24 protein-coding genes are annotated in these 24428 nt (G+C 72.7%); 15 read left to right on the forward strand and 9 right to left on the reverse strand.

All coding sequences use genetic code 11. The features are described 5' to 3' along the window. The first annotated feature begins 20 nt into the window (after positions 1-20). From I6J71_RS18150 to I6J71_RS18160, 3 genes are read left to right on the forward strand one after another with little or no spacing between them, the layout of a single operon-like run. Positions 21-1511 (forward strand): NAD-dependent succinate-semialdehyde dehydrogenase, encoded by a 1491-nt coding sequence (locus I6J71_RS18150; protein WP_204095784.1) that lies wholly within the window; start codon positions 21-23, stop codon positions 1509-1511. Next, a complete protein-coding gene (locus tag I6J71_RS18155) occupies positions 1508-2740 on the forward strand; it encodes an iron-containing alcohol dehydrogenase (RefSeq protein WP_204095785.1) in 1233 nt (410 codons plus the stop codon). The genes I6J71_RS18150 and I6J71_RS18155 overlap by 4 nt, the downstream gene beginning before the upstream one ends. Next, positions 2737-3654: a 3-hydroxyacyl-CoA dehydrogenase gene (locus I6J71_RS18160; RefSeq protein WP_204095786.1), complete on the forward strand. Its 918-nt coding sequence runs from the start codon at positions 2737-2739 to the stop codon at positions 3652-3654. Before I6J71_RS18155 ends, I6J71_RS18160 begins: the two co-directional genes overlap by 4 nt. 105 nt (positions 3655-3759) lie before the next feature. Here I6J71_RS18160 and I6J71_RS18165 read toward each other — a convergent pair whose 3' ends face one another. Together I6J71_RS18165 and I6J71_RS18175 are read right to left on the reverse strand one after the other, a co-directional pair. Next, entirely contained in the window at positions 3760-4563 is an 804-nt protein-coding gene (locus tag I6J71_RS18165) for an ATP-binding protein (protein ID WP_370542160.1), read from the reverse strand. Between the two features lie 184 nt (positions 4564-4747). Beyond that, positions 4748-5014, reverse strand: coding sequence for a hypothetical protein (locus I6J71_RS18175; protein ID WP_204095789.1), 267 nt, complete (start codon positions 5012-5014; stop codon positions 4748-4750). Positions 5015-5330: 316 nt separating this feature from the next. On the opposite strand from I6J71_RS18175, the gene I6J71_RS18180 reads away from it, so the two are divergent. Genes I6J71_RS18180 through I6J71_RS18190 form a run of 3 tightly spaced genes read left to right on the forward strand, consistent with a single transcriptional unit; the run spans position 5331 to position 10022 of the window. Then, the gene (locus I6J71_RS18180; RefSeq protein ID WP_204095790.1) at positions 5331-6470 is read left to right on the forward strand and encodes a substrate-binding domain-containing protein; all 1140 of its coding nucleotides are present in this window, start codon (positions 5331-5333) and stop codon (positions 6468-6470) included. Positions 6471-6507: 37 nt separating this feature from the next. Then, a complete protein-coding gene (locus I6J71_RS18185; RefSeq protein ID WP_204095791.1) occupies positions 6508-9024 on the forward strand; it encodes an ATP-binding cassette domain-containing protein in 2517 nt (838 codons plus the stop codon). Further along, a complete protein-coding gene (locus I6J71_RS18190; protein ID WP_204095792.1) occupies positions 9021-10022 on the forward strand; it encodes an ABC transporter permease in 1002 nt (333 codons plus the stop codon). Before I6J71_RS18185 ends, I6J71_RS18190 begins: the two co-directional genes overlap by 4 nt. 38 nt (positions 10023-10060) lie before the next feature. Here I6J71_RS18190 and I6J71_RS18195 read toward each other — a convergent pair whose 3' ends face one another. Continuing rightward, positions 10061-11800, reverse strand: a complete 1740-nt coding sequence (locus I6J71_RS18195) for a sigma-54-dependent Fis family transcriptional regulator (RefSeq protein ID WP_204095793.1) — start codon at positions 11798-11800, stop codon at positions 10061-10063. Positions 11801-11979: 179 nt separating this feature from the next. Between I6J71_RS18195 and I6J71_RS18200 the strand changes: the two genes are divergently transcribed. The 3 genes from I6J71_RS18200 to I6J71_RS18210 all read left to right on the forward strand — a co-directional run bounded on the left by I6J71_RS18200 (position 11980) and on the right by I6J71_RS18210 (position 13959). Further along, the gene (locus I6J71_RS18200; RefSeq protein WP_204095794.1) at positions 11980-12699 is read left to right on the forward strand and encodes a GntR family transcriptional regulator; all 720 of its coding nucleotides are present in this window, start codon (positions 11980-11982) and stop codon (positions 12697-12699) included. Positions 12700-12761: 62 nt separating this feature from the next. Beyond that, on the forward strand, positions 12762-13328 hold the full coding sequence (locus tag I6J71_RS18205; protein ID WP_204095795.1) for a TetR/AcrR family transcriptional regulator: 567 nt from the start codon (positions 12762-12764) through the stop codon (positions 13326-13328). 37 nt (positions 13329-13365) lie between these two features. Continuing rightward, positions 13366-13959 (forward strand): TetR/AcrR family transcriptional regulator, encoded by a 594-nt coding sequence (locus I6J71_RS18210; RefSeq protein WP_204095796.1) that lies wholly within the window; start codon positions 13366-13368, stop codon positions 13957-13959. Positions 13960-13982: 23 nt separating this feature from the next. On the opposite strand, the gene I6J71_RS18215 is transcribed toward I6J71_RS18210, so the two are convergent. Then, the gene (locus I6J71_RS18215) at positions 13983-14633 is read right to left on the reverse strand and encodes a DUF4232 domain-containing protein (protein WP_204095797.1); all 651 of its coding nucleotides are present in this window, start codon (positions 14631-14633) and stop codon (positions 13983-13985) included. A gap of 223 nt (positions 14634-14856) precedes the next feature. Between I6J71_RS18215 and I6J71_RS18220 the strand changes: the two genes are divergently transcribed. Together I6J71_RS18220 and I6J71_RS18225 are read left to right on the forward strand one after the other, a co-directional pair. Then, a complete protein-coding gene (locus I6J71_RS18220) occupies positions 14857-15216 on the forward strand; it encodes a hypothetical protein (protein ID WP_204095798.1) in 360 nt (119 codons plus the stop codon). An 11-nt stretch (positions 15217-15227) separates the two neighbouring features. Beyond that, the gene (locus I6J71_RS18225) at positions 15228-15875 is read left to right on the forward strand and encodes a PhoU domain-containing protein (protein WP_204095799.1); all 648 of its coding nucleotides are present in this window, start codon (positions 15228-15230) and stop codon (positions 15873-15875) included. Between the two features lie 424 nt (positions 15876-16299). Here the strand turns inward: I6J71_RS18225 and I6J71_RS18230 are convergent, their stop codons facing one another. Together I6J71_RS18230 and I6J71_RS18235 are read right to left on the reverse strand one after the other, a co-directional pair. Then, positions 16300-17205, reverse strand: a complete 906-nt coding sequence (locus I6J71_RS18230) for a phosphatase PAP2 family protein (protein ID WP_239154984.1) — start codon at positions 17203-17205, stop codon at positions 16300-16302. A gap of 168 nt (positions 17206-17373) precedes the next feature. Continuing rightward, positions 17374-18516, reverse strand: a complete 1143-nt coding sequence (locus tag I6J71_RS18235) for a serine hydrolase (RefSeq protein WP_204095800.1) — start codon at positions 18514-18516, stop codon at positions 17374-17376. A gap of 114 nt (positions 18517-18630) precedes the next feature. Between I6J71_RS18235 and I6J71_RS18240 the strand changes: the two genes are divergently transcribed. After that, positions 18631-19476 (forward strand): alpha/beta fold hydrolase, encoded by an 846-nt coding sequence (locus I6J71_RS18240; RefSeq protein WP_204095801.1) that lies wholly within the window; start codon positions 18631-18633, stop codon positions 19474-19476. A gap of 3 nt (positions 19477-19479) precedes the next feature. Here the strand turns inward: I6J71_RS18240 and I6J71_RS18245 are convergent, their stop codons facing one another. Beyond that, a complete protein-coding gene (locus I6J71_RS18245; protein ID WP_204095802.1) occupies positions 19480-19860 on the reverse strand; it encodes a hypothetical protein in 381 nt (126 codons plus the stop codon). Between the two features lie 62 nt (positions 19861-19922). Between I6J71_RS18245 and I6J71_RS18250 the strand changes: the two genes are divergently transcribed. Together I6J71_RS18250 and I6J71_RS18255 are read left to right on the forward strand one after the other, a co-directional pair. Next, positions 19923-20537 (forward strand): hypothetical protein, encoded by a 615-nt coding sequence (locus I6J71_RS18250; RefSeq protein WP_204095803.1) that lies wholly within the window; start codon positions 19923-19925, stop codon positions 20535-20537. A 4-nt stretch (positions 20538-20541) separates the two neighbouring features. After that, positions 20542-21681, forward strand: a complete 1140-nt coding sequence (locus tag I6J71_RS18255; RefSeq protein ID WP_204095804.1) for a hypothetical protein — start codon at positions 20542-20544, stop codon at positions 21679-21681. Here the strand turns inward: I6J71_RS18255 and I6J71_RS18260 are convergent. Beyond that, on the reverse strand, positions 21599-22600 hold the full coding sequence (locus tag I6J71_RS18260) for a DMT family transporter (protein WP_204095805.1): 1002 nt from the start codon (positions 22598-22600) through the stop codon (positions 21599-21601). The two genes, I6J71_RS18255 and I6J71_RS18260, sit on opposite strands and share 83 nt — an antisense overlap. A 73-nt stretch (positions 22601-22673) precedes the next feature. Here I6J71_RS18260 and I6J71_RS18265 point away from each other — a divergent pair, with 73 nt between their 5' ends. After that, on the forward strand, positions 22674-23597 hold the full coding sequence (locus I6J71_RS18265; RefSeq protein ID WP_204095806.1) for a LysR family transcriptional regulator: 924 nt from the start codon (positions 22674-22676) through the stop codon (positions 23595-23597). 15 nt (positions 23598-23612) lie between these two features. Here I6J71_RS18265 and I6J71_RS18270 read toward each other — a convergent pair whose 3' ends face one another. Then, a complete protein-coding gene (locus I6J71_RS18270) occupies positions 23613-23819 on the reverse strand; it encodes a muconolactone Delta-isomerase family protein (RefSeq protein ID WP_239154987.1) in 207 nt (68 codons plus the stop codon). Between the last annotated feature and the right edge of the window lie 609 nt (positions 23820-24428).

Raw genomic sequence — 24428 nt, forward strand, 5'->3', positions numbered from 1 at the left:
CGCCGAGAAAGGACGACACCATGACCGCACTGGCCGAATCCCCGGCCGGGCTCTTCGCCGGGCACGAGGTCCCGCTCGGCTTGTACCTGGGCGGCGAGTGGACGCACCCGGGAAAGACGTTCGAGGTGCTCAATCCCAGCACCGGCCAGGTTCTGGCCGAGGTCGCCGACGGCGGCCCGGACCACGCGCTGGCCGCGCTCGAGCACGCCGTCGCCGCGCAGGACGCGTGGCGGCATTGGTCCCCGCGCCGCCGCGCGACGCTGTTCCACCGGGCCCACGCGCTGCTCCTCGAGCGGGCGGACGCGTTCGCCGACGTGATGGTGCTCGAGAGCGGCAAGCCGCGCGCCGAAGCAGCGGGGGAGTTCGCGTTGTCGGCGGGCTTCTTCCTCTGGTACGCCGAGCAGATCGCGCACCTGCACGGCACCTTCGCACCCGGCTCGCCCGGCGGCTACCGCGTGGTGACCACGCACCAGCCGGTGGGTCCGAGCTTCCTCGTGACGCCGTGGAACTTCCCGCTGCTGATGGTGGCGCGCAAGGGCGGCGCGGCGCTGGCCGCCGGCTGCACGGCTGTGGTCAAGTCGGCGAAGGAAACTCCGCTGACCGCTGCGCTGTTCGTCAAGACGCTGCACGACGCCGGGTTCCCGCCCGGTGTGGTGAACCTCGTCCACACCAGCGACTCCGCGGCCGTGTCCGACGTGGTGCTCGCCGACCCGCGGCTGCGCAAGATCAGCTTCACCGGCTCGACCGGCGTCGGCAGCCTGCTGCTGGCCAAGGCGGCCAAGCACATCGTGAACTCCTCGATGGAGCTCGGCGGTGACGGCCCGTTCGTGGTGCTCGACGACGCCGACGTGGACCTGGCCGTGCGCGAGGCCATCGCGTGCAAGTTCCGCAACGCGGGCCAGGCGTGCGTGGCGGCGAACCGGATCATCCTGCACCGCGCCATCGCCGCGGAGTTCACGGAGAAATTCGTGGCCGCCACGAAGGAGCTCAAGGTCGGCGACGGGTTCGACGACGGTGTCGACGTCGGCCCGATCATCACGCCCGTGCAGCTGGAGCGCGTGCAGTCCCTCGTGGACACCTTCACCGCGGCGGGGGCCGAGGTGCTCGCCGGTGGCCGGCGCGTCGAGTCGGTGGGTAACTTCTACGAGCCGACCGTGCTGCGGTTGAGCGACGCGGATCCCGCGCTGTGCAACCAGGAACTGTTCGCACCGGTCGCCGCTCTGTTCACCGTGGACTCCGTGCGCGAGGCGCTGGCCTTCGCCAACGACACCAGCTACGGGCTCGCGTCGTACCTGTTCACGAAGGACCTGTCGCGCGCGTTCGCGATCTCCGAACGGCTCGACTTCGGCATGGTCGGGATCAACCGCGGCATCATGGCCGATCCGGCCGCCGCGTTCGGCGGGGTCAAGGAGTCGGGGCTGGGCCGCGAGGGCGGGCACGACGGCATCTACGAGTTCCTGGAGCCGAAGTACCTCGCCGTGACCGTGAACGAAGAGGAGGTGGGCGAGTGAGCACCGAAACCCTGGGGCTGTTGCGCCAGCCGAAGACGGTCCTGTTCGGACCGGGCCGCCGCGCCCAGTTGCCGTACCTGCTGAAACCGCTGGGCGCCACGGTGCTCGTCTGCACGGACGAGCGGATGGCCGGCAGCGCCGAGTTCGCCGGCATCCGCGACTCGCTGACCGCCCACGGGCTCGACGTGCGGGTGTTCCCGCGTGTCGAACCGGACCTGCCGCGCGAGAACGTCGAAGCGCTGCTCGCCGAAGTCGACGGCGGCGAGATCGACGTGGTGCTCGGCGTGGGCGGCGGCAGCTGCCTCGACTTCGCCAAGGTCGCGTCGATCATGGTGCGACGCGGTGGGAACGTCGCGGACCTCTACGGGGAGAATCTCGTCGAAGGGCCGGGCTTGCCGCTGGTGACCGTGCCGACGACGGGCGGCACCGGGGCGGAGGTCACGTGCATCGCGGTGGTCTACGACGCGGACAGGGGCATGAAGGTCGGTGTCGCGAGCCCGTACCTCGAGCCGTACGCCGCGGTCGTCGATCCCGAGCTCACGCTCACCTGCCCGCCCGGCCTGACCGCGGCGACGGGTGCGGACGCGTTGTCGCACCTGGTCGAATCGTTCACCGGCCGGGAGAAGCACCCGGACCCCGAACACCTGCACCGGCACCTCTACGCCGGCAAGAACGTGCTCACGGACATGTACGCGCTGCGCGGATTCACGCTGCTCAACAGCTCGCTGGAGCGTGTGGCCCAGGACCCTTCGGACCTGGCCGCGCGCACCGACACGATGCTGGGCGCGTTGAGCGCGGGCATGGCCATCAACACCGCGGGCACGGCGGGCGCGCACGCCATCCAGTCGCCGATCGGCGCGCTCACGCACACCTCGCACGGCTTCGGCGTCGGCGCGCTGCTGCCATACGTGATGCGCTTCAACCTGCCGGTGCGGGAGGCGGAGTTCGCCGAGATCGGCGTGGCGTTCGGGATCACCGATCCGGCGCTGTCGCAGACCGCACGGGCGCACGCGGCGATCGAGCGCATGGAGGAGATCCTCGGCGCGCTCGGCGTGCCGCTGAACCTGCGCGACCTGGGTCTCGAACCGGACCAGTTCACCTACGTGGCCGAGCAGGCCATGTTGGCCACGCGCTTGACGGCCAACAACCCGCGCGACCTGAGCGAGGCCGCGATCGTCGAGATCCTCAAACGCGGGTACGCCGACGACCGCACGTGGTGGGAACTGTGACGGACCGTTCCGTCGCGGTGGTGGGCACCGGGGCGATCGGCGTGGGGTTCCTGGTGCTCTTCGCCCTCGCCGGCGTCCCGGTCCGCGCGTGGGACGCGGACGCGGCGGCGTTCGACCGCGCCCGCGCGGCTGTCGGAGACCGGCTGGCACTGCTCGGAAAACACGACTTGCTGCCGGCGACGCTCGGGGAGATCTCTTACCACGAGGACCTCGCCGACGCCGTCGCCGGGGTGGCACTGGTGCAGGAGTGCGCGCCGGAGGACGTGGCGCTGAAACGGGCGCTGTTCGCCGACCTCGCCGTGCGCACCCGCCCGGACACCGTGCTCGCGAGCTCCAGTTCGGCGCTGGTCCCGAGCTCGTTCGGCACGGGGCTGGGCGGGCGCGTGCTCGGCGCGCACCCGGGAAACCCGCCCTACCTGCTGCCGGTGATCGAGCTGATCCCGGCGCCGGACACGCGCCCGGAGATCCTGGCTAGCGCACGGGAGGTGTACGAGGGCGCCGGCCTGAAACCCGTGCTGGTGCGCAAGGAGGTCGAGGGGTTCGTCTTCAACCGCCTGCAGGGCGCGCTGCTGCGGGAGGCGTACTGCCTGCTGCGCGACGGCGTCGCGTCGGTCGAGGACATCGACGAAGTCGTGCGCAGCGGGCTCGGCCGGCGCTGGAGCGTGCTCGGGCCCTTCGAGACCGTCGACCTCAACACCCGTGGCGGCATCGAGGCGCACGCGGCGCGCATGGGCCCGGCGTATGCGCGCATGGGCGCCGAACGCGGTCAGCACGACCCGTGGACCGACGACCTCGTCGCGCTCGCCACGCAGCAGCGGCGCGCCCTCGTGCCGCTGTCCGATTGGGACGCTCGCGTGAGCTGGCGCGACGAACAGCTGATGCGGCTGCGGGCCGCGCTGCGCCGGGAGCGCTGAACTCCTGAAGCCCGGCAGCCGCTCAGGGCACAGCGTGGGGATCGGTGGTGTGTGCGGCAGGTCGACGAGGGCGAGGATGCGGTGTGCGACGCCGCTGGTCGGGGCTTAGAGCCGTACCGGAGTGCCGGCGGTCGCGTCGTCCGGTGACCGCCCGTCGGCGGTGGACCGGTGCCGGACGGCCACCGCGGCGCCAGCCAGGTGGCTCACCGAGGTCAGGTCGACGGTGAGTTCGTGGGTGCCGCCCAGGGTGAGCCGGTGCAGTTCGCCGGCGAGCCGGCCCGAGCTCGTCGCATCGAGCGGGCCGTGGACGGCGACGCGGCTGCCCGGCGCGTGGGGGTGGTCGAGGTTCAGCAGCACGTCGGGCACCGGCTCGGGCCGGCGCGGCTCGCCGTGGTGGATCTGGTCGACGGTGATCAGCCGCGCCGGGTGCGCCGGCCGCCGCCGCACGGACGCGGTGGTGCCGTGCTCGTCGCGGTCGATCACGAGCTCGTCGACGAGGGTGCGGGTCATGGCGAGCCCGAGGCCGTGGTCCCGGCGGAACCCTTCGCCGGCGGGGCGGGCCCGGTCGCGCCAGCGGCCGTCGTCGGCGACGCTGAACCGCGCGACGCCGTCGGTACCGAGTTCGGCGGTGAGGGTGATGGTGCCGTCGATCGGTCGGGGTGGCTGTACTCGGCGGCGTGGGTGACCAGCTCCACGATCGCGTGCGCGAGCGCGTCGACGTCCTCGTGGCCCGCGTCGTGCCGGCGGAGCCGGCGCGCGACGGCCACCCGAGCAGGGGCCGGCGCGCCCAGGTCGGCGGCCGGCCACAGGCGCGGCGGCGCCGGCAAGCTCACACGCTGCGCGGCGAGGAGGGTGATGTCGTCGCTCTGCCCGGTCGCAGGCACCAGCAGTTCGAGGACCTTCGGACACTGTCTATCCACGGTGGACACAACAGTGTACTCGAATCCCGCCCGGCCACGCTGTGCGTGGCGACCTGCGCCAGCTCGACCGTGGCTGTGGCCGAGGCCCGCCCGCGGCGCTCGATGATGCCGTCGCTGTAGAGCAGCACCGCCTCGCCGGGTTCGAGGCGATCCGTCGTGAGGGCGTAGCCGGCTCACGTGTCCAGCGGGCCGCCACTCCCCGTCGCCAGGTACCGACTGGCGTCCGCGTCCACAACGCACGGCGGCAGGTGGTCGGCCGCACAGACCACGCCGACGACCAGCGCGACCGGGCCGTCCGGCAGCGGGACGGCGTCGAACCAGGCGCCGCCCGCGGCGGTTTCGGTGTCCGCCGGCAGGTAGCTGCCCGCGATGCGGACCGCAAGAAGGACGGGGAGCCCGGGCGTGAGCAACCGCCGCTGCAACGCACTTCGCGTGCCCACCCGTAGCGTTGCTCGGCCTCCGCGGCTTGCCGCGGCATGCGCCACTGCTCGAGGACCCGGTCCGTGGTGTCGACGCTGTAGCACGTGAGACCGGCGACCGTGCCGTGCTCGTGCACTCGGGGCGAGACCGTGAAGTCGAAGTATGCGCGGACGTCGCCGGCGCCCGGTGAATTCGGACGAGCGGCGCGCGCGTTCGGTGGGAAAAGAACGGGATGTGTCAAATTGACACGCCGGAGTCTCAGAGTGACCGGCGCCGGTACGCCTGTGGTGACTGACACTTTTGCCGACTCGGGGGCGGAAAATCGGAAGGCGAACAATGACGATCAAGAAGAGGAACGCGCTGGTGGCGCTCTCGGCGGCACTGCTGCTGGGCGGTTGTGCCACGGGTGCGCCCGCGGGCTCCGGCAGCGGTGATGCGAGCAACGCGGCGCAGCAGCAGAAGGTCGGGGTGGTGGGCACCCAGGACCAGATCCAGGACGTGAAGAAGTTCTGCGGCACCAAACCGCTGACCGTCGCGTTCGCCGACGGGTTCGGCGGCAACTCGTGGCGCAAGATCACGCGCAAGCTGTTCGAAGAAGAAGCCGCGAAGTGCCCGAACATCACCAAGGTGCTCTACACCGACGCACAAGGTGACACGCAGAAGGCGATTTCGGATCTCAATTCCCTCGTCGCGCAGAAGGTGGACGTGATCGTCACCTTCGTCGACGGCGGGGAAGCGCTGCTGCCCACGATCAAGAAGGCGACCGCGGCCGGCGTGAAGGTCGTGCCGTTCGTCGGCTCGCCCGGTGGCACACCGGGCAAGGACTACGTGGACTTCGTGTCCGAGGACATCAAGACCTACGGCTCGGCGCTCGCCGAGTGGACCGTGAACGCCATGCACGGCAAGGGGAACCTGGTGATGCTGGGCGGCATCGCCGGCAACTCCTACTCCCAGGGCGTGTACCAGGGCGTGCTCGACGCGGTGAAGAAGCACCCGGACGTGAAGCTGCTCAACACGGACGGCCCCGTGGCCACCGACTGGGAGCCGGGCAAGACCCAGCAGGTCGTGGCCGGGCTCATCACCAAGTACGGCGCCATCGACGGGATCGTCTCGGACTACGGCGGCGGCTCGGTCGGTGGTGTGCGCGCCTTCATCGCGGCCGGCAAGCCACTGCCGGTGTGGTCGGCCAACGACTCCAACGAGTTCGGCTGCCTCTGGTACCAGTACAAGGCGAGCCAGCCGAGCTACCAGATCGCCACGGAGTCCTCGCGCAACTGGATCGTGAACGTCGCCCTCCACAAGGGACTCGCGGCCGCCAACGGCATCGCGGACGACGAACCGTCCACCTACGACCTGAAGATCATCGAGGACTCGACCGGCCCGGCCAAGCAGCCGAAGTGCGAGAAGTCGCTGCCGCCGGACGCGATCCTGTCCTCGGGGCTCTCGGTCCCGGACCTGCAGGCGCTGTTCAAGTGACCACCCGGCCGCCGGCAGGAGCGAGGGACGCAACACCATGACGAAGTTCGAAGCACCGCTGGTCGAAGATCCCGGCGTGGCCGTGGCGGCGCCCGCCGCGCTGGCCCTGACCTCGATCTCGAAGTCGTTCGGCCCCGTCAAGGCGCTGACCGGCGTCGACCTCGAGATCCGGCCCGGCGAGGTCCACGCGCTGGTCGGTGAGAACGGGGCGGGCAAGTCCACGCTGATGGCCGTCGCGTCGGGGGTGCTGGCCCCCGACGCGGGCACGGTCGTCATCGGCGGCGAGGCGCTCACGTCGGCCTCCCCGCAGCGGGCCCGGGAGCTGGGGCTGGGCATCGTGCGCCAGGAACCCGCGCTGCTGCCCGACCTGACCGTGGCGGAGAACATGGCCGTGGCGGTCGGCTACGGCCGCGTCGGCGGGCTGCGCCGTGCTCCGGCGTGGGCGCAGGACCAGCTCGATCCGTGGGGCATGGGCATCCGCGCCCGCAGCCGCGTGTCGGAGCTGAGCGTGGAGCAGCGGTTCGTGGTCGAGATCGCGAAGGCGCTCGCGCTCGGGCCGAAGGTGCTGATCCTCGACGAACCGACCGAGCACCTCAGCCTCGACGAGGTCCAGACGTTGTTCGACCGGGTCCGCGAATGCGTGCGCGCCGGCGCGGCCGTCGTGTACATCTCGCACCGGATCCCCGAGGTGAAGCTCATCGCAGACCGGATCACGGTGCTGCGCGACGGTGCGGTGCGCGGCACGTTCGCGGCGTCCGAAGTGGACGAACAGCAGATCGTCGAGCGTGTGATCGGCCGGGCGCTGGAGACGGTGTTCCCGCCCAAGGGCGGCGGCACCGGCGACGCCGAGCTGCTGCGCGTGGCCGGTCTGTCCGGCGTGGACTTCTCCGACGTGGCGTTCACGGTGCGGCCGGGGGAGATCGTCGGACTGGCCGGGGTGCAGGGCAACGGACAGAGTTCGGTCATCCGGGCACTGGCCGGGCTCGAACCGGCCGCTGGGACGGTGACCGTCGCGGGCCGGTCCGTACGGCTGGGCAGCAACGCCTCGGCCGCCCGGGCCGGCACGGTCTACGTCCCGGCCGACCGGCACGGCGAAGGCGTCTTCGGCGCGCTCGGGGTCGGGGAGAACACCGTGCTCGCCACGCTCGAGGACGTCGCCACCGCGGGGCTGGTGTCGAGCCGGCGCGTCGAGTCCGTCGCGCGCGGCGAGGTCGACCGGCTCGGCGTGAAGACTCCCGGGGTCGCGACGCCGATCTCCGCGCTGTCGGGCGGCAACCAGCAGAAAGTCGTGCTGGCACGGGCGTTGCTGGCGCAGCCGCGGCTACTGCTGGCCGAGGAGCCGACGCAGGGTGTCGACGCGGGTGCGCGCGTGGACATCTACCGCATCCTGCGCGAAGCGGCCGACGCCGGCGCGGCCGTGGTGCTGCTGTCCTCCGACGGCGTCGAGCTGGAAGGGCTCTGCGACCGCGTGCTCATCATGTCCCGTGGCTCGATCGTCGCCGAGCTGGCGGGCGACGAGGTGCAGGAGGCCGCGATCACGCAGGCGGCGCTGACCGCCACCACGGTCCGGGCGCGCATGGCGGCGCGGGCGCGCCGGTGGGTCACCGCGCACCGGTGGCTGCGCGGCGACCACACGCCGGCTGCCGTGCTGACGCTCGTGTTCCTCCTGCTCGGGCTCGCCGTCGGCAGCGGGAGCGCGAGCTACTTCTCGGAGTTCAACCTCTACAACCTGCTGTTCGCCGCGGCGCCGCTGATCCTCGTCGGCACGGCGCAGCACGTGGTGGTGCTCGGCGCGGGCATCGACCTGTCGGTCGGACCGCTCATCGGGCTCCTGGTCGTGATCGCGTCGTTCTGGGTCGTCGCCGGAGGACCGGCGGGGATCGGCTACGCGCTGATGTTCGGCGCCGCGCTGCTCGTCGGCGTGGTCAACGGCGTGCTCGTCACCAAGTTCCGCGTCAACGCCGTGGTCGCCACCTTGGCGACGTACATGGCGCTGCAGGGGGTGTACCTCACACTGCGCAGCACGCCCGGCGGAGTGTTCCCCGACGGCGTCACCGCGCAGATCTCGCTGCGCGTCGGGGTGCTGCCGGTCGTCACGATCGGCGCGGTGTTGCTGATCGCGGCACTGGAGTGGGCCCTGCGGCGCTCGCGCTGGGGCGTGGAACTGCGGGCGGCCGGGTCCAACCGCACGGCCGCCGAACAGCTCGGCATCCGCGTGGGCCGCACGCAGCTGCTGTCCTACGTGGCCTCGGCACTGCTGTGCTTCCCGGCGGCGGTGATCGTGATGGCGCAGATCGGCATCGGCGACGGGCGGCCGAGCCTCACTTACACGCTCTCGTCGATCACGATCGTCGTGCTCGCCGGGGCGAGCGTGTTCGGCGGGCGCGGATCGTTCGTCGGCGTGCTGGCGGCGGCCCTGCTCGTGCAGCAGCTGGTGACGGCGTCGCCGTTCCTCGGGCTCTCGCAGGCCTGGTCGTACTGGTTGCCCGGGCTCATCACGCTGGGGGCGGCCCTGCTGTATGCCCGGCTGCGCGGCGGAAGGAGCCGGGCATGAGCACACCGTCCGGAGTGGACCGGTTCTGGACCCGCCTGGCCGGCGGCCGGTCCACCGCCATCTGGGTCGCGTGCGTGGCCCTGTTCGCGATCAGCCCGCTGGTGGCGCCAGGCAGCCTCGGCCCGGCGCCGATCCTGAGCATGCTGCCGTTCGCGGCGGTCCTCGCGATCGCCGCGGCCGGGCAGACGCTCGTGGTGCAGCAGCGCGGGCTCGACCTGTCGGTGCCGGGCATGATCGCGCTCGCCGCGGCGCTCGGCACGGGGCTGCCGCAGAACCACGGCTGGCCCGTGTTCGCGGCCGTCGTCGCCGGCGTACTGGGCCCGGCCGTGGCGGGACTGCTCAACGGCCTGCTGGTGACCGTGTTCCGGGTGATGCCGCTCGTCGTCACGCTCGGCATGAACGCCGTGCTGCTCGGCACGGTGTTCTCGGTGGCCGGCGGAACCCCGGCGGGCGCGCCGCAGTCGCTCAACCAGTTCGCGCTCGACCGCACGGGGGGCATCCCGAACACGGCGCTCATCGCGATCGTGGTCGTCGGCGTCACCGGGGTCCTCGCGCAGCGCTCGACGTTCGGCCGGCGGCTGACCGCCGTCGGCGTCAGCGAACGCGCGGCCGCCGCGACGGGCATCCGCGTGCCGGCGCTGCAACTGCTCGCCTACGGGTTCGCCGGTCTGTGCTACGGCCTGGCCGGCGTCTTGCTGGCCGGCTACACGAAAACGCCACCGCTGTTCCTCGGCGACTCGTACCTCCTGCCCACGGTCGCCGCCGTGGTGCTGGGCGGCACGGCGCTCACGGGCGGGCTTGCGAGCGTGGTCGCCTCAGGCGCCGCCGCGCTGTTCCTGACGCAGCTCGGCCAGCTGCTGCGCGCGGTCGGCTGGCCCGACTCGACGCAGCTGGTGGCGCAGTCCGTGGTGCTGGTGGCGGTGGTGCTGGCCCGCGAGCTCGTGCCCGTGCTGGTGCGCAGGCTGCGCCGGCCCCGGCCGGTGGCCGCGGCGGTCTGACGATGAACCGGGCCCTGCCGGCTCGCGGCGGACTCCGGTCACGCCGTGAGCCGGTAGGCCTTCATCTTGCGGTACACCGTCGCGCGCGAGATGCCGAGGATCTCTGCCGCCTTGCCGCGGTTGCCGCCCGCCTCCTGCAGCGCCCGCTGGATCGCCTCCAGCTCCATGCGCTCGATCATGGTGAGTGGCTGCGCCTTCTGCAGCGCGCGCGGCAGGTCGGCCGGCTCGACCGGCCCCTTTCCGCGGGTCTTGACCGCCTGCGTGAACACGGCCTTCAGCTCGCGGACGTTGCCGGGCCAGTGGTAGGCGCGCATCAGCTCGAGCGTCTCGCGGCTCGGTGCGCGGCCCACGCCGGGCGCGGCCGCGACCGCGAACGCGTGCCACAGCACCGAGATGTCCTGCGGCCGCTCGCGCAGCGGTGGGACCCACAGGTGCGCGATGCCGAGCTTCAGCGCGAACGCCTCGGCGGCCGCCTCGTCGGCGGCGGTCAGCGTCAGCACCACAGGTCCGCTCGCCGGCGTCGACTCGACCACCGAGCGCAGCCCGGCGAGCACCTTCTCCTCGAGCGTTCCGACGCCCCGGATCACCAGCGGCTCGGCCCCGGCGAGCCGGCCGGCCACGTGCTGCAGCCAGGCCTGCGCGCCGGACACGTGCGCCTCGGCGGCGTCGACGATCCGGCCGCTGCGGGCGTGCACCTCGGGCCGGAACGGCGCGCCGAGCGCGAGCGACGTCTTCCCGGACCCCGGCTCGCCCGCGACGATCAGCGGCGTGCCCCCCTCGCGGTGCGCCGCGACCTCCCGCGCGACCCGCAGCCAGCCGGACGAGTGGCCGGCGAGCTCGTCGCGCCGCGGCCGCTCGGGTGCCGGCGCGGTGTGGGGAGCCGGTGCGGGCGTCTCGCGGGGGAGCAGCACCACGATGCGGTTGCCCGGGTCGAGGTTGGTCACGGAGATCGTGGCCGGCCCGTTCGACAGCGGCACGGAGTGCTTGCCGTCGCGCATCCCGTCGTCGCACAGCTCACGGATCAGCCCGATGTCGTCGGTGGAGAGGCTGCCTGCGAGAGGGTTCTGGATCAGCAGACCCTCGGGCCCGAAGGCGAGCACCGGCGAGGACTGCGCGCGGGTCGCGGTGAGGAAGGCGTTGAACGTGTGCCGGGCCGAGGGCTGCTCGACGTCGAGCACATGCTGCTCCAGCTGCGTCGTCACGGACCGCAGCAGCGGGCGCAGGAAGTCGGTGCCCGGGCGGACGTCGCACGAGATCGTGACGACCGCGAGCAGCTTGCCGGTCGCCGGGTGCAGCACCGGCGCGCCGGTGCAGACGGCGTTGCGGTACAGGTCGGCGAAGTGCTCGGCCCCGCGGATCTGCACGCTCTTGCCCGTGACGGCCACCGTGCCGACGCCGTTGGTGCCCACGGCGTTCTCCGCCAGCACCGCACCGCGCGACGTGCCGATCCGGTCCAGATGTGCGGCGGCGGAGGTGTCTTGGCACCAGCGCTGCAGGATCCGGCCGCTGGAGTCGGCGAGCAACACGGCCAGGCCCGTGCCGTCGAGGCTGTCGGAGAACCGGGCCAGCGGGGCGCGGAACACCTCGAGCAGGTGCGCGTCGAGCAGGTCTTCGCCGACGTGAGGTACGTCGGTGACCATGTCGGGGGTGCCGATGGCGAGCTGCGAACGCTGCCAGGAGCTCATGAGCTCGACGTCGTGCCACCGTTCGGGCGCCGGCGAGGCGAAGAATTCGTCCTTAGCGCGCTGGATCCGGCTGTCTTCGTCGTCGTGGGCCACGGTCGGACTCCCTGGGGATGGCCGTCGCGTCCGGGCTCGGCGCACGGCTCAAGCCGGCGCCCCGACCCTGGTGATGCTGGCGACATTGGCAGTAAGGTGGGTGGCGGGGATCGTAATACGATCAGACAATCATACGAGGGGGCGGGCGTGAACACAAAGGTAACCGTTCCGGAACCGGGATGTCACTCACCGAGCGGGAACGAGGTCTGCTGCTCATGAGCCTCGAGCGGCACGCCGCTCCGCTGCGCCAGCAGGTCGTCCGGCAGCTGCGGAGCGAGATCCTGGACGGGGTGCGCAAGCCGGGTGAGCGGCTCGTCGAGACCGCGCTGTGCGAGGCGTACGACGTGTCCCGCACGGTCGTGCGCGAGGCGCTGCGCCAGCTGGAGTCCGAAAGCCTCATCACCATGCGGCCCAACCGCGGGCCGATCGTCACGGTCCTCACCCCCGAGGACATCGAGGCGCTGTACGAGGTGCGCCAGAACCTCGAGGGCCTCGCGGGCGAGAAGTTCGCCCAGCGGGCGTCGGACGACGACGCGAAAGCGCTGGTGCGGCAGCTGGACCGGATGGAGGCCGCGTTCCCCGCCGGTGACGTGGCTTCCCGGGGCCGGGAGAAGGACGAGTTCTACCGGCTGCTGCTCGAAGGCGCCCACAACCCGGTGCTGGCCGACCAGCTGCGCGGCATCCATTCGCGGATCAGCATCTTCCGCCACTTCGCGTTCGTGGACGACCGGCGCGCCGAGCTTTCGCTGCGCGAGGTGCGCGCGATCGTCACGGCCGCCGCCGTGCACCGCGACCCGGCCGAGGCTCGCCGCGCGTGCGAGGAGCACATCCGGGTCGCCGGCGAGCTCGCCATCGTGGAGTACGAGACCCGCCGCGAAGGCGGCTCGGTCGCGGTCTGAGCGCTCCGCCGTGGCATCATGACCAGGCGGAACACTGTTCCGCTCAGGAGGGAGAGCTGCCGGTGAACGAGGCGCGCGCGAAGCGGGCGGACGCCCGGCGCAACGAGGCGTCGCTGCTGGACGCGGCGGCCGCCGTGTTCGTCGCGTCGGGCGTCGACGCTCCCGTGCGCGACATCGCCGCCAAGGCGGGCGTCGGCATGGGCACGATCTACCGCCACTTCCCGACCCGCGCCGACCTCATCATCGCCGTCTACCGCCACCAGATCGAGGCGTGCGCCGTGGCGGGGCCGGCGCTACTGGCCACCAGCCCCTCCCCGCACGCCGCACTGGGCCGCTGGATCGAGCAGTTCGTCGATTTCCTGGTCACCAAGCACGGCCTCGCCGCCGTCCTGCAGTCTGACGAGACCGGCTTCGAGGCCCTGCACACGTACTTCCTCGACCGCTTGCTGCCGGTGTGCGCGGCGTTGCTCGCCGCCGCGGCCGAGTCCGGCGAGATCCGCGCCGACGTGCAGGCCTACGAACTCCTGCGCGGCGTCGGCAACCTCTGCATCGGCGCCGAGAACGACGAGCGCTACGACCCGCGCCGGCTCGTGTCCCTGCTCGTCGCCGGCCTCAAGCGCGCGGCGTGACCGGTCCGCTGGACCGGCTCGTCTAGACTCCGCCGTCATGACCGGGTCGACGACCATCCCGCACCGGGAGAAGCTGCTGCGCGAAGGGATGCGCCAGCTCTACGCCCACGGCTTCCACGGCACCACGATCGACGGGATCCTCGACGGTTCCGGTGTGCCGAAAGGCTCGTTCTACCACCACTTCGGGTCGAAAGAAGCGTTCGCCAAGCAGGTGCTCGCCCGGTACATGCAGTTCCAGCTCGACCAGCTCGGCGAATGGAGCGGGCGCGCCGACCTCGCGACGCCCGCGCTGCTGTCGGGCTACTTCCGCGCGATGGCCGAGCGGTTCATCGGCTCGAGCCACGAGCGCGCCTGCCTGGCGGGCAAGCTCTCGACGGAGCTGGCCGCGGGGCACGAGGCGTTCCGCGCACAGCTCGCCGAGGACCTGGGTGTCTGGAAAGGACGGATCGTCGAGCTGCTGCGCACCGGCCAGCGCCGTCGCGACGTCCGCGGGGACCAGCCGGCCGAGGTGCTCGCCGACGCCGTGCTCGCCTTGGTGCAAGGGGCTTTCGTCGTCGCCTTGGCTTCCCGCGACGACGCCTCGCTGGCGTCGGTCGCCACGGCGCTGGAGCTCCTGGTCGCGGCCGGCTGAATCCACAGTGGACTGCCGCGCGGTCAGAACACGAGCACGCCCTGCCGGGCCGGCTGGAGTGTGCCGACCTGCACGGACTTGATCGGGAACTGAGGCACCTGGACGGGCTGACCGTCGGTGCCGACGAGGTCGACGGTGATCGTTCCCGTGGCCCCCGGCGGGGTCAGCTCGAAGTTGTTCGCGACGAGCGCGTCGGGGTCGGCCTTGTCGCCGAGGGTCCACTTGACGCCGGCGAACGCGGCGGTGCCGGGCTTGAGCGTGACGCCCGTCGGCGGGCCGGGGATGTCGACCTTCCGGATCGGGAGGTCCAGCGGTGAGCCGTCGCCGCCGAGGAACCGCAGCTCGGGCGAACCCGAGACCGTGATCGTGGACTTGCCGCGGTTCTCGAGCGTGAGCAGGGCAACGCTCTCGTCGGGCTGCAGGGTGAGCTCCGCGTGGAAGTCGGCGGCTGTCGCGGTCTTCGCCGTCTTCGTCGTGTGCGCGGGCGGTTTCGCGGTCGTGGTCGGGGTGGCGCTCGTGGCCGGTGCGGACGCCGGTGCGGACGCCGACGCGGTGGCGTTGCGGGCCACGAGCTGGTCGGGCGAAGCCGAACCGCCGGTGGTGCCGGTGCAAGCCGTGAGGGACACGGCGAGCGCGGCGAAGGAGACGACGGTGGCCACGGTGGTGACGCGCATGGGGTGGGCAGCCTTTCTCGAAGTGCCGGATCGTGCCGTCCGGTTCACCGGGCATCACGGACTCCGCCGGAAAACGGTTCACCGCAACGGTTTCCGCAGGTCGGCGAGGTGCCCGGCGGTCGTCGGTGCTCGGCTCGCCCGGCCGGCGGACGGCGCGGGTGCGACGCGCCGGTGGACCGGGCCCACCCGGTGGTCTCGGGGGAGGGGGCTTACGCTGAGCGTCATGGCGGATCGCGCGCTGTGCCTGGAGCCACTGGAGCTTTCCGGGCGGGAACGATCGGTCCTGCGGAGCGTTGCGGTCCGTAGGGCGAAGTCGTCGTTGTACTGCGAGCTGCAGGCAGGGCACGGCCAGGAGCACGTGGCGGGCGTCCGTGGTGACACTGGTGCCGGCCCGGCGTGGTGGCTGCGCTGGTGGCCCGGCCGACGCGTGCTGGAGACCCGGGCGGAGTGCGGCGCGGTGGCCGAAGACGGCGCGGCGTGTCGCGTGCCCGGTGGGCACGAGGGTGGGCACACCTACGACCTCGCCGACCTCGCCACCGCCGAAGAGCTGGCCGACGCCGGGTGGCCCGGCGGGTCTCGGTAGAGTCGCGGGTCATGCGCGAAGGCTTCCAGGACGACCTCGGCCTGCTCGACGATCGGCTCGCTCGCATGGGCGAGGCCGCGGCCGAGGCGATGCGCCGGGCGACCCGCGCGTTGCTCACTGCCGACTTGCAGCTGGCCGAGCAGGTCATCGGCGCCGACTCCGCGCTCGACGACCAGCGCGCGGCGTGCGAAGAGGAGGCCTACGCCCTGCTCGCGCTGCAGGCCCCGGTGGCCGGCGACCTGCGCGGCGTGCTCGCGGTCGTGTATTGCGCCGAGAAGATCGAGCGCATGGGCGACCTGGCCGCGCACATCGCGAACACCGCCCGGCGCAGCCACCCCGACCGCACCGTACCCGCCGACCTCGAACCCACCTTCGCCGAACTCGGCGACGTCACCGCCCGCATGGCCGACCGCCTCGTCGAACTCATCCGCAACGGTGGCGAAGAGGGCGGCTACCGCGAACTCAGCCGCGCCGACGAAACCGTCGACGCCCTGCACGCCAAGGTCCTCGCGACCATCACGTCCGCGAACTGGCCGCACGGCCAGCGCACCGCCGTCGCCGCCACGCTGCTCACGCGCTTCTTCGAGCGGTTCGCCGACCAGACGGTGTCGGTGTCGAAGCGTCTGGAATTCGCGGCCACGGGCGCTCTGCCGCACTGATCTTCTCGCTGCGGCCATCCATTGTGGATGGACAGCCGCGGCGGCTCCAGGTCGGCACCTCGACGCTGATGCCGCCTGCGCCGATCGGGCGCTGATGAATCACCGCACCGCCGCCAGGGTCGGCTTCAGGCCCGCGGTCGAGGTGGCGAGCCCCGGCCTTTCCACTGAGGTGCGCAAGTCTTGGCGTCGCCGAGCACGCGCGCTCGGCTGGGAGTGTGCCGGATTTCGCGACTGCCCGGCGGGTCCCGCACTGACCATCACGCTCGACCTTTCGTTGTGGGCGGGCCGTGTGCTTGCGGAGGCGCGGCGAAGCTGATGCGGGGTTCGCTGAGGTGCCGAAGGCGGTGACGCCGCATGCGCCAAGCTGCGGTGCCGGGGGGCGAGGCCGGCGACTCTCGCGCGCGTGACTGTCCGTTGTGGACGGTCAGCGCCCCTGAGGCGGCCGTCGCAGGGGCTGGTCGGGGTAGGGGCGCGGGGTCGGGTGGCGTGGTGCCGGCGGCTGGTGCCGGGCCGAGGCGGGCCGAGGTACGGGTGGGAACTGCCGGGTCGGTGTGGTGGCACCCGGGTGGCGGCGCGGCAGGCCCGGAGACGGGCGGGGACCGCGGGCGGCGGGGCCGTGGTCGGCTGAGGGGCGGGGCTGGCGGGCGCGGGTGAGGACAGCCGGCGCAGGGGTGGGGCGCGTGATCAGTTCGGTGGGGTCGTCGTCGAGCCGAACCTCGGCACTCGGGCCGAGCAGGTGCGCCGGGACTCGGTCGGCGACGCGCGTCACCAGGGCGGTGACGCGGGCGAGTGCGTAGCGGTTCAGCAGAGCCGCGACGCCGGCGCCGAGGCAAAGGCCGACGAGGACGTCGTGCGGGTAGTGGGCGCCGACGAAGATGCGGGAGAAACCCATCGCCGCGGCGAGGGCGCAGAGCCAGGGCCACGCGCGGCGCCAGGCGAACACGACCCCGACGGCGGCCGCGGCGGCGATCGTCGAGTGGTTGCTGGGGAAGGACCAGTCGCCGGGTGACGGGCACTCGCCGGCGATCGCCGAGGCGGGCAGGCCGCGGCACGGGCGTTCTTCGTGCACGAAGCTCTTCACGACCTCGCTGACGACGTAGGCCACCGCGGTGCCGATCGGCGCCAGCAGCGCGAGCGCCATCCGCTCCGCGCCGCCTTCGGTGCGGGCGCGCCACCACACCCAGGCGAACAACGGCACCACCAAAACCAGTCCGTAGCCGGTGTACGCCAGCGCCAGGTCCCGCAGCCAGCCGGGCGTCGAGACCCCGAACGCCGTGATCGCGTCGTACAACCCGCTGCCCGAGCCGGTGGGGCGCAGCGCGATCGGCATTCAGTTCTCCTTACCCGGCGCGTCCGCTACCGGTAACCTCGTGTTCACCTTGATCTTGAGGTTACCGATCCGGCGACACGCCGTCGCAAGGCCCTCGGTGTCGCCCGCTTCAGTCCGCTGTGGACCTTCCGGTGAGCGGGAAACGCCGAGGTTGCGGCGATTCCGGCGTCAGTCCAGGCATTCGCGCACGGCGGTGACGAGCCGCGTGGCGCGTGCGTCGCCGTGGCCGACCATGCGGTTGGCGACGTAGGCGAAGGCCACGCCGTGCTCGTCGTCGCCGAACGCGAACTGGCCGCCGGCGCCGTCGTTGCCGAAGCTGCGGGCGCCGAGCATCGGGCGGAACGCCGAGTGGAGCAGGAACCCCGAACCCCAGCGGGCACCCGCGTCGAACCCGAACCAGTCCGGCCCGGCCGACACCTCGCGCACCACGTCGGTGACGGTCTCCCGGGACAGCAGCCGCGGGCTGCCCTCGATCCCCGTCACCGCGGCCGCGTACACGCCCGCCAGCCCGGTCGCCGACGCCGTCGCGCCCGCGCCAGGCAGCTCCATGCCCAGCAGCGCCGGATCGTTCCAGCCGTGCGGTTCGTCGAGGCCCGGGAACACGAGCGCGCCGTTCATCGTGACGATCCGGGTCAGGATGTGCTCGGGCGGCGGCATCGGCGGCCGGCCTTCGGCTTCGACGAGCCGCGCGCGCCGCGCCATCTCGGATGGGGGCAGGCCCAGCCAGGCCCGTAGCCCCAGTGGTTCGCCCACGGTGTCGCGGAAGTACCCGCCGACGGTCCGCCCGGTGATCCGGCGGACGACCTCGCCGAGCAGGAACCCGAAGACGTGCCCGTGGTAGGCGTGGGTGGTTCCCGGCTCCCACAACGGTTTCTGCTCTTCGATCGCGCGGATCACCGGCGCCCACCCGGCGATCTCCCCGAACGGCACGGTCCGGTCGAGCACGGGCAGCCCGGCCCGGTGCCCGAGCACCATCCGCGTGGTGATGTCCGCCTTGCCGTGCTCCGCGAACTCGGGCCAGTAGCGGCTGACCGGTGCGTCGAGGTCGAGCTGGCCGTCCTGCGCGAGCAGGTGTCCGGCGAGGCTCACGATGCCCTTGGCGCACGAGAAAACCGGCACCACCGTGTCGCGCTCCCAGGCCCGGCCGGTGCCGGCGTCGGCGACCCCGCCCCACAGCTCGACGACCTTGCGCCCGCCCGCGAATACCGTGACCGCGGCGCCCAGTTCGGGGAAGTCGGCGAAGTTCCGCTCGAACGCGTCGGCGACGGCGCCGAACCGTTCGACGGCTTCCCCGTGGCGGATCGTGCTCACTGTTGCTCCTTCAGGCCGCAGACACCTCGAACGCCGCGCCGGACAGTACGGGCCGCACCACCGGGCCGACCACCGAATTTGCCGCCGGTCACCCGCTGGTGCCAGGATCCGCGCATGCCGACCTTCGCCGCCCCGGACGGGACCGCGCGCGCGTACCGGGTGCTCGGCGAAGGCCTCGGCGATCCGGTGGTGTGCTTGCCCGGCGGCCCGATGCGCGCCGGCGCGTACCTCGGTGACCTCGGCGGACTCGCGGCGCACCGGCCGCTGGTCGTGCTCGACCTGCGCGGCACGGGGGAGTCGGCGGAGCTCGCGGACCCGGCCACGTACCGCCGCGACCGGCAAGTGGCCGACGTCGAAGCCCTTCGCGAGCACCTCGGCGCGGACCGGCTGGAGCCGCTCGGCCACTCCGCGGGCGCAAGCCTGGCGGTGAAGTACGCGGCCGCGCACCCGCGCCGCGTCGGGCGGCTCGCGCTGATCACGCCGAGCGCGCGGTCCCTCGCCCTGGACCCGTCGCCCGGTGAACGCCGCCTCGCGATCGCCCGCCGGTCGGCGGAATCGTGGTTCCTGGAGGTCTCCGGGGCGTACGAAGCCATCGCGGGCCGCCGCGCCACGAGCGCCGACTGGGCCGCCGTTGCGCCGCTGTACTACGGCCGCTGGGACGACGCGGCGAAGGCGCACCACGCTACGGAAGCCGGGCAGCGCAACGCGAAGGCGGCCCCGGTGTACAACTCCGACGGCGCGTTCGATCCGGTGCGCACCCGGGCGGAACTGGCCAGGGTCACCGCGCCGGTGCTGGTGCTCGCGGGCGCGCTCGACTGGATCACCCCGTCCGGCGTCGCGTCTGCGATCGCCGCGCTGTTCCCCGGCGCGGTGCTCGAGGCGCAGCCGGGCGTGAGCCACTACCCGTGGGTGGACGACCCGGCGGTCTTCACCGGGAACGTCGCGAACTTCCTCGCCTGAGCGTTACTTGTCGGTGGTCTTGGTGCAGGTCACCGGTTTGCCGGGGGCGGGAGCGGTGGCCTTCGCGAGCACCTTCGTGCCGTCGAGCAGGATCCGGCACGACAGCGTGGCGTCGCCGGTCGGAGTGGCCGTGACCTTGGCGTCGCGGCCCGCGCTGATGATCACGTCCTGCTTCCACGGCAGCCCGAGCGGCCCCGTGAGCTGGTGGTCCGACGAGTCGTTCTGGTAGCGGTCGACCGACTGGGCGTAGGTGATCCCGGTCGTCGTGCCGCTACCGGTGACCTCGTAGCTGATGGCCCAGGACTTCCCGGTGGGGTTGCTGCAGCTGACGAGACCGAACGCCGCGGTGAGCGCGACCGCGGCCGTGAGTGCCTTCTTGATCACGCGGCGAGCGTACTGGCAGTCCGGTTGGTCCGCTGACGGGCTCCAGGGGCAGGATCAGGGGTATGACGGAGTCGACTGAGCTCGCGCGGACGAGGCGTTCACTGCACGGCGTAGCCGAGTTGCTGCTGGCCGGACCCCAGTTCCGCAGTTCTGGACGGATCGAGCTGCGCGTGGTGGGGGAGGGGTTCGCGACGATCGCCGAGCCCGCGCTCACCGTCGACGGACCACGGCTGGTCACGCCTTCGGGGGCAGTCGATCTGCCCGGCCGTACTTATCGCGAGGTGGCGGCGGAGATCGGCGTCGAGGCCGGCGACCTCGCCGACGTCTACTCCGACGGGCCGGGCGTGCGGCCGGACGAAACGATCGAGCTCGGCGCCGGCGCATTGAGCACCTTGCTGCGGGCGTTCGCCGCCGGGGACCGCGCGCTGCGGGCGTTCGCGCCCGGCGAGACCCCGGTGCTGTGGCCCGAGCACTTCGACGTCGCGATCACCGTCGCGGAGGTCAACTACGGCGTGTCGCCCGGCGACACGTTCCTGTCCGAGCCGTACGCGTACGTCGGCCCGCACGAGCCGCGGCGGGGCGAGTTCTGGAACGCGCCCTTCGGCGCCGCGCACCCCGTGCGCGAGGTGCCGGACCTGGAGGCGTTCTTCCGCGAAGGCCAGGCGCTCGCGGGGTGAGGGTGTGTCGCTGACGTCCGAGCTGGCCGACCCGGCGAGCGTCCTCTCGCGGTGGTGCGCCCGCGTCTTCACCGGCACGCCGGCCGTGGCGGCGCACGTCGAAGCGGCTGTGCAGGACGTGCGGCCGGTGCGCCCCGTGCACAAGCAGGTGCCGCGTCGGCACTGGGCCGAGCTCGGCGGGGCGTTCGGCCAGCGGATCGCCGACCTCGTCCAGCCCGCGCCGCCGTACTACTCGCTGCTGGGCTTGGTGACGGCGCAGTGGGCCACCGGAGCGTGGGCGCACCGCCAAGCCGCCGAGTACCGGACGCACCGCGGGCTGCCGGCGGAATTCCGTGCCCGCGCGCTCGGCGTGCGGCCCGCGGCGACGACCTGGCTCGACCTCGGGGAGCAGCTCGGCGGCGCGGTCGCCGGGCCGGTGCCCGGGGCCGCCGAGGTGTGGGCGGAGCTGTTCGGCCGCGCCCGCGCGTACCAGGAGCGGCACGCGCCGCCCGGCACTCTCGGGACGCCCGGCGTCGAGGCCGGCCTCGCGCGGACGAACTGGGTCCTCTCGGCGTGCGAGGACGTTTACCGGTCGGGCGCGATCGACCCGCGGCTCGCGCGGGCCGTCGACGGCGGCGGGATGAGCGTCGACGCGTTGCGTGGCCTGGCCACCGCGGACCAGGTCACGGAGCTGGCCGAGCTCGCCAAGCGCCTGCACGATCGCGGGGCGTTGTGGGAGCTGCGGCGGCTGGGCGGCAACCCGCCCGAAGGTGAGCAGCTGGGCATCGCCGGGCCGACGATCGTCCCCGGTTGGGCCGACGGCGATGTGCTGCTGGGCGCCGTCGACCCGGCGCGCGGGATCGGCGACGGCACCGCGACGCTGCTCGACGTGAAGACCGTGGTCGGCCTCCGCGACCCCGGGAACGTGGGCCGGTGGCTGTGGCAGCTGCTGCTCTACGCGTGGCTGGACGTCGGTGACCTCTACCGGATCCGCGACGTCGGGCTGCTGCTCGCGCGCCACGGCACCGTCGTCACCTGGTCCGTCGACCAGCTGGCGGAAGACCTGCTCGGGTCGCCCGACGTCATCGAGTTCCGGCGCGACGAGCTGCGCGAGCTCGTGGGCGGAATCCTCGCTTCGGCAGGGCTGGCGTTCCCGGAGAGCTGACGTCCCGCGGTGCGCGGCCGGCGAAGCACACCGCCGCGACGACGATTACGCACCCGGCCAGCTGCAGCACCGTGGGGTCCTCGCCCAGCAGCACGATGCCGTAGACCACCGCGCCGATCGGCTGCAGCAGCATGAGCGTCGAGCCCGTGGCCGCCGACATCCGCGGCAGCCCGGCCGCGATGAGCAGCCAGCCGACGACCTGGCCCACGAAGGCGAGCGCGACCAGCCAGCCGAACCCGGGCCACCCCGGCGTGAAGTCGAGGCGGTGGAAGGGCAAACCGAGGACCACGGCGACGGTGCCGGCCGAAACCGTCGCGAGCAGCAGGGACCGGATTTGCGTGGCAGGGCCGCTGCTGAGGCGGATGAACAGCAGGTAGCACGAGTAACCGGCGCCGGCGGCAAGCGCGAGCAGGGCGCCCGACAACGGATCGGAGCCGACGGCGGACTCGCCGAGGAACCCGCCGCTGAGCACGATGCCGACGAGCAGCACCGGGGTGGTGAGCAGGAACTGGCGGCCCGGCCGTTCGGCGAGGAACAGCAGCGCGAGCAGGGGCACGATGACGACCTGGACACCGAGCAGGACCGTCGCGATCCCGGCGCCGACGCGCGGGATCGACTCGCCCCACAGCACGAAGTCGAGCCCCAGGCCCAGGCCGCCCAGCAGCGGGAACAGGACCTTCGAGCGAACGCCGGTGCGTCGCCACTCCCAGTAGGCGAGCGCGGCCAGCACGGGCAGTGAGAACAGGCAGCGCCAGAACGAGCTGGTCGCCCCGCTCGTCCCCGAAACCTTGATGAACACCGACGACAGTGCGATGCAGAGACTGCCGGCCGCGGCGAGCAGCCGCGGGTCGACGCGTCCGGTGAGCACCGTGATGGGGCCGGCCGCGGGGGGACGGGAGGGCAGGTCGGTCGTGGTCACACGTCAAGCGTGGGGTCCGCAACTGTCAAGGACAAGCGAATGTTCCTGCGTCGAATTCGGTAGCATTCCTACTGTGTTCAGCCTGGACCGGATGCGCGCGTTGCACGCGGTCGCGCAGCACGGCTCGGTCGCCGCGGCGGCCGCTTCGCTGCACGTCACGCCGTCGGGGGTGTCGCAGCAGCTGGCGAAGCTGGAGCGCGAGGCCGGGCAGGTGCTGCTGGAGCCGCGCGGCCGCAGCGTCCGGCTCACCCGTGCGGGCCGCGTCCTGGCCGCCCACGCCGAGCGCGTGCTGGCCCAGCTGGCCCAGGCGCGGTCGGACCTGGAGCTGCTCAACGAGGAAGTGCTGGGCCCGCTGCGCATCGGTGCGATCCCGACGACCGTCCACGCGCTGCTGCCGCCGGCCCTCGCGACGCTGGCCACGCAGCACCCGCGGCTCGAGGTGACGCTGCGCGAAGGGGAAGCCGAGCAGACCATCCCGCAGATCGTGACGGGCGACCTGGACATCGCCGTCGCCGAGAGCTGGGCCGACCGCCCGACGGTGCTCCCGCCGACCGTCAGTGCCATCACCCTGTTCTCCGACGTCGCCGACTTGGTGCTGCCCGCGGGCCACCGCCTGGCCCACCGCCGCACCGTCGATCTCGTCGAGGTGGACGACGTGCCGTGGATCGCCTGGACGGCCGGCTCGGGCTGCTACGAGTGGCTCGTGCACGTCCTGCGCGCGCAGCAGCTGGAACCGAAGATCAGCTGCACGGTCGGCGGATACCCGACGCAGCTGGCGCTGGTCGCGGGGAACGCCGGAGCCGCCTTGGTGCCGCGGCTCGCGCGGGGTGCGCCACCGGCCGGGGTGCGCGTCCTGACGACGCGGCCGGCGTTGTCGCGCACGATCATCGCGATCTGCCGGGCGGGGGAAGAGCAGCAACGCGGGGTGCGGGCGGCGCTGGACGCGTTGCGCGCGGCTTCGGCCCGGTTCGTGGCGGAGGCGCAACCGGTGCGGTGAGGCACTCTCGCGTGGTCACGCTCGGCGGCCGGGGTCGTTGGGGTGCGGTTCGAGCGGGGTGACGGCCAAGGTCATCCAGTCGTGCAAGGGCAGTGTGCCGAGGACGTTGCGGCGCAGGTCGGCTTCGTCGTCGGCTCGCCCGAGGCCGACGCTGCGCAGTTCCCCGATCGTCGCGAACATCTGCTGCGTCGCCGGCTCGGGCTCGGGGAACTCGAAGGGCACCGGTCCGCCGTGCTCGGCGGCCGGGCTGGGCAGCCGCCCGGTCGGGCTGATCGCCTGCGCGGTCGGCTGGGCTGGGCGGTGACAGCGGCTCGCGCGAGGCGATTCAGCAGCGCCTGCGGCGCACGGCAAGAATCAGGCGCGGTGAAAATTTGTGAGGCTGCGGGCCGGTCTGGGCACGGCCCTGGTCGGGTTGATCACCGGCGAGTCGCCTGCTCTGTGACGATCGCTCGCCGACGACGAATCTTCAGCGGCTGCGGCGCAGGACAAGAGCACCCGCTGCGGCGAAGTTCTGTTGTCGGGTGGCTGCGCGGCCGGGCTGGGCAGCCGCCGGGTTGGGGGCGCTCACCCGCGCGGCGGACTGCGCTGCGCGGTCACGATCGGTCACCGAGGGCGGATCTTGCGGCTGTGGCTGGGCGCGGGCGTGCCTGCCGCGTTAGTTCCGTGGGCGGCCGGGCTGTGTGGTCGGGCCGGTCGCGCGCACGGTCGTTGGTCGGCAGCGCGGCGCGGTGAGTCGCGCTCTGTGGTGACGTTGGCTCGCCGGGGCGGATCTTGCGGCTGTGGCTGGGCGCGGGAGTGCCTGCCGCGTTAGTTCCGTGGGCGGCCGGGCTG

Origin of the sequence: Amycolatopsis sp. FDAARGOS 1241, assembly GCF_016889705.1 — a bacterium.
Classification (GTDB): Bacteria; Actinomycetota; Actinomycetes; order Mycobacteriales; family Pseudonocardiaceae; genus Amycolatopsis.

Bases quoted from the DNA above. Each gene is read 5' to 3' on its own strand.
- I6J71_RS18250 (WP_204095803.1), top strand. From the start codon at position 19,923: ATGACGGAGTCGACTGAGCTCGCGCGGACGAGGCGTTCACTGCACGGC.
- I6J71_RS18190 (WP_204095792.1), top strand. From the start codon at position 9,021: ATGAGCACACCGTCCGGAGTGGACCGGTTCTGGACCCGCCTGGCCGGC.
- I6J71_RS18240 (WP_204095801.1), top strand. From the start codon at position 18,631: ATGCCGACCTTCGCCGCCCCGGACGGGACCGCGCGCGCGTACCGGGTG.
- I6J71_RS18210 (WP_204095796.1), top strand. From the start codon at position 13,366: ATGACCGGGTCGACGACCATCCCGCACCGGGAGAAGCTGCTGCGCGAA.
- I6J71_RS18220 (WP_204095798.1), top strand. From the start codon at position 14,857: ATGGCGGATCGCGCGCTGTGCCTGGAGCCACTGGAGCTTTCCGGGCGG.
- I6J71_RS18225 (WP_204095799.1), top strand. From the start codon at position 15,228: ATGCGCGAAGGCTTCCAGGACGACCTCGGCCTGCTCGACGATCGGCTC.
- I6J71_RS18185 (WP_204095791.1), top strand. From the start codon at position 6,508: ATGACGAAGTTCGAAGCACCGCTGGTCGAAGATCCCGGCGTGGCCGTG.
- I6J71_RS18230 (WP_239154984.1), bottom strand. From the start codon at position 17,205: ATGCCGATCGCGCTGCGCCCCACCGGCTCGGGCAGCGGGTTGTACGAC.
- I6J71_RS18215 (WP_204095797.1), bottom strand. From the start codon at position 14,633: ATGCGCGTCACCACCGTGGCCACCGTCGTCTCCTTCGCCGCGCTCGCC.
- I6J71_RS18150 (WP_204095784.1), top strand. From the start codon at position 21: ATGACCGCACTGGCCGAATCCCCGGCCGGGCTCTTCGCCGGGCACGAG.
- I6J71_RS18200 (WP_204095794.1), top strand. From the start codon at position 11,980: ATGTCACTCACCGAGCGGGAACGAGGTCTGCTGCTCATGAGCCTCGAG.
- I6J71_RS18180 (WP_204095790.1), top strand. From the start codon at position 5,331: ATGACGATCAAGAAGAGGAACGCGCTGGTGGCGCTCTCGGCGGCACTG.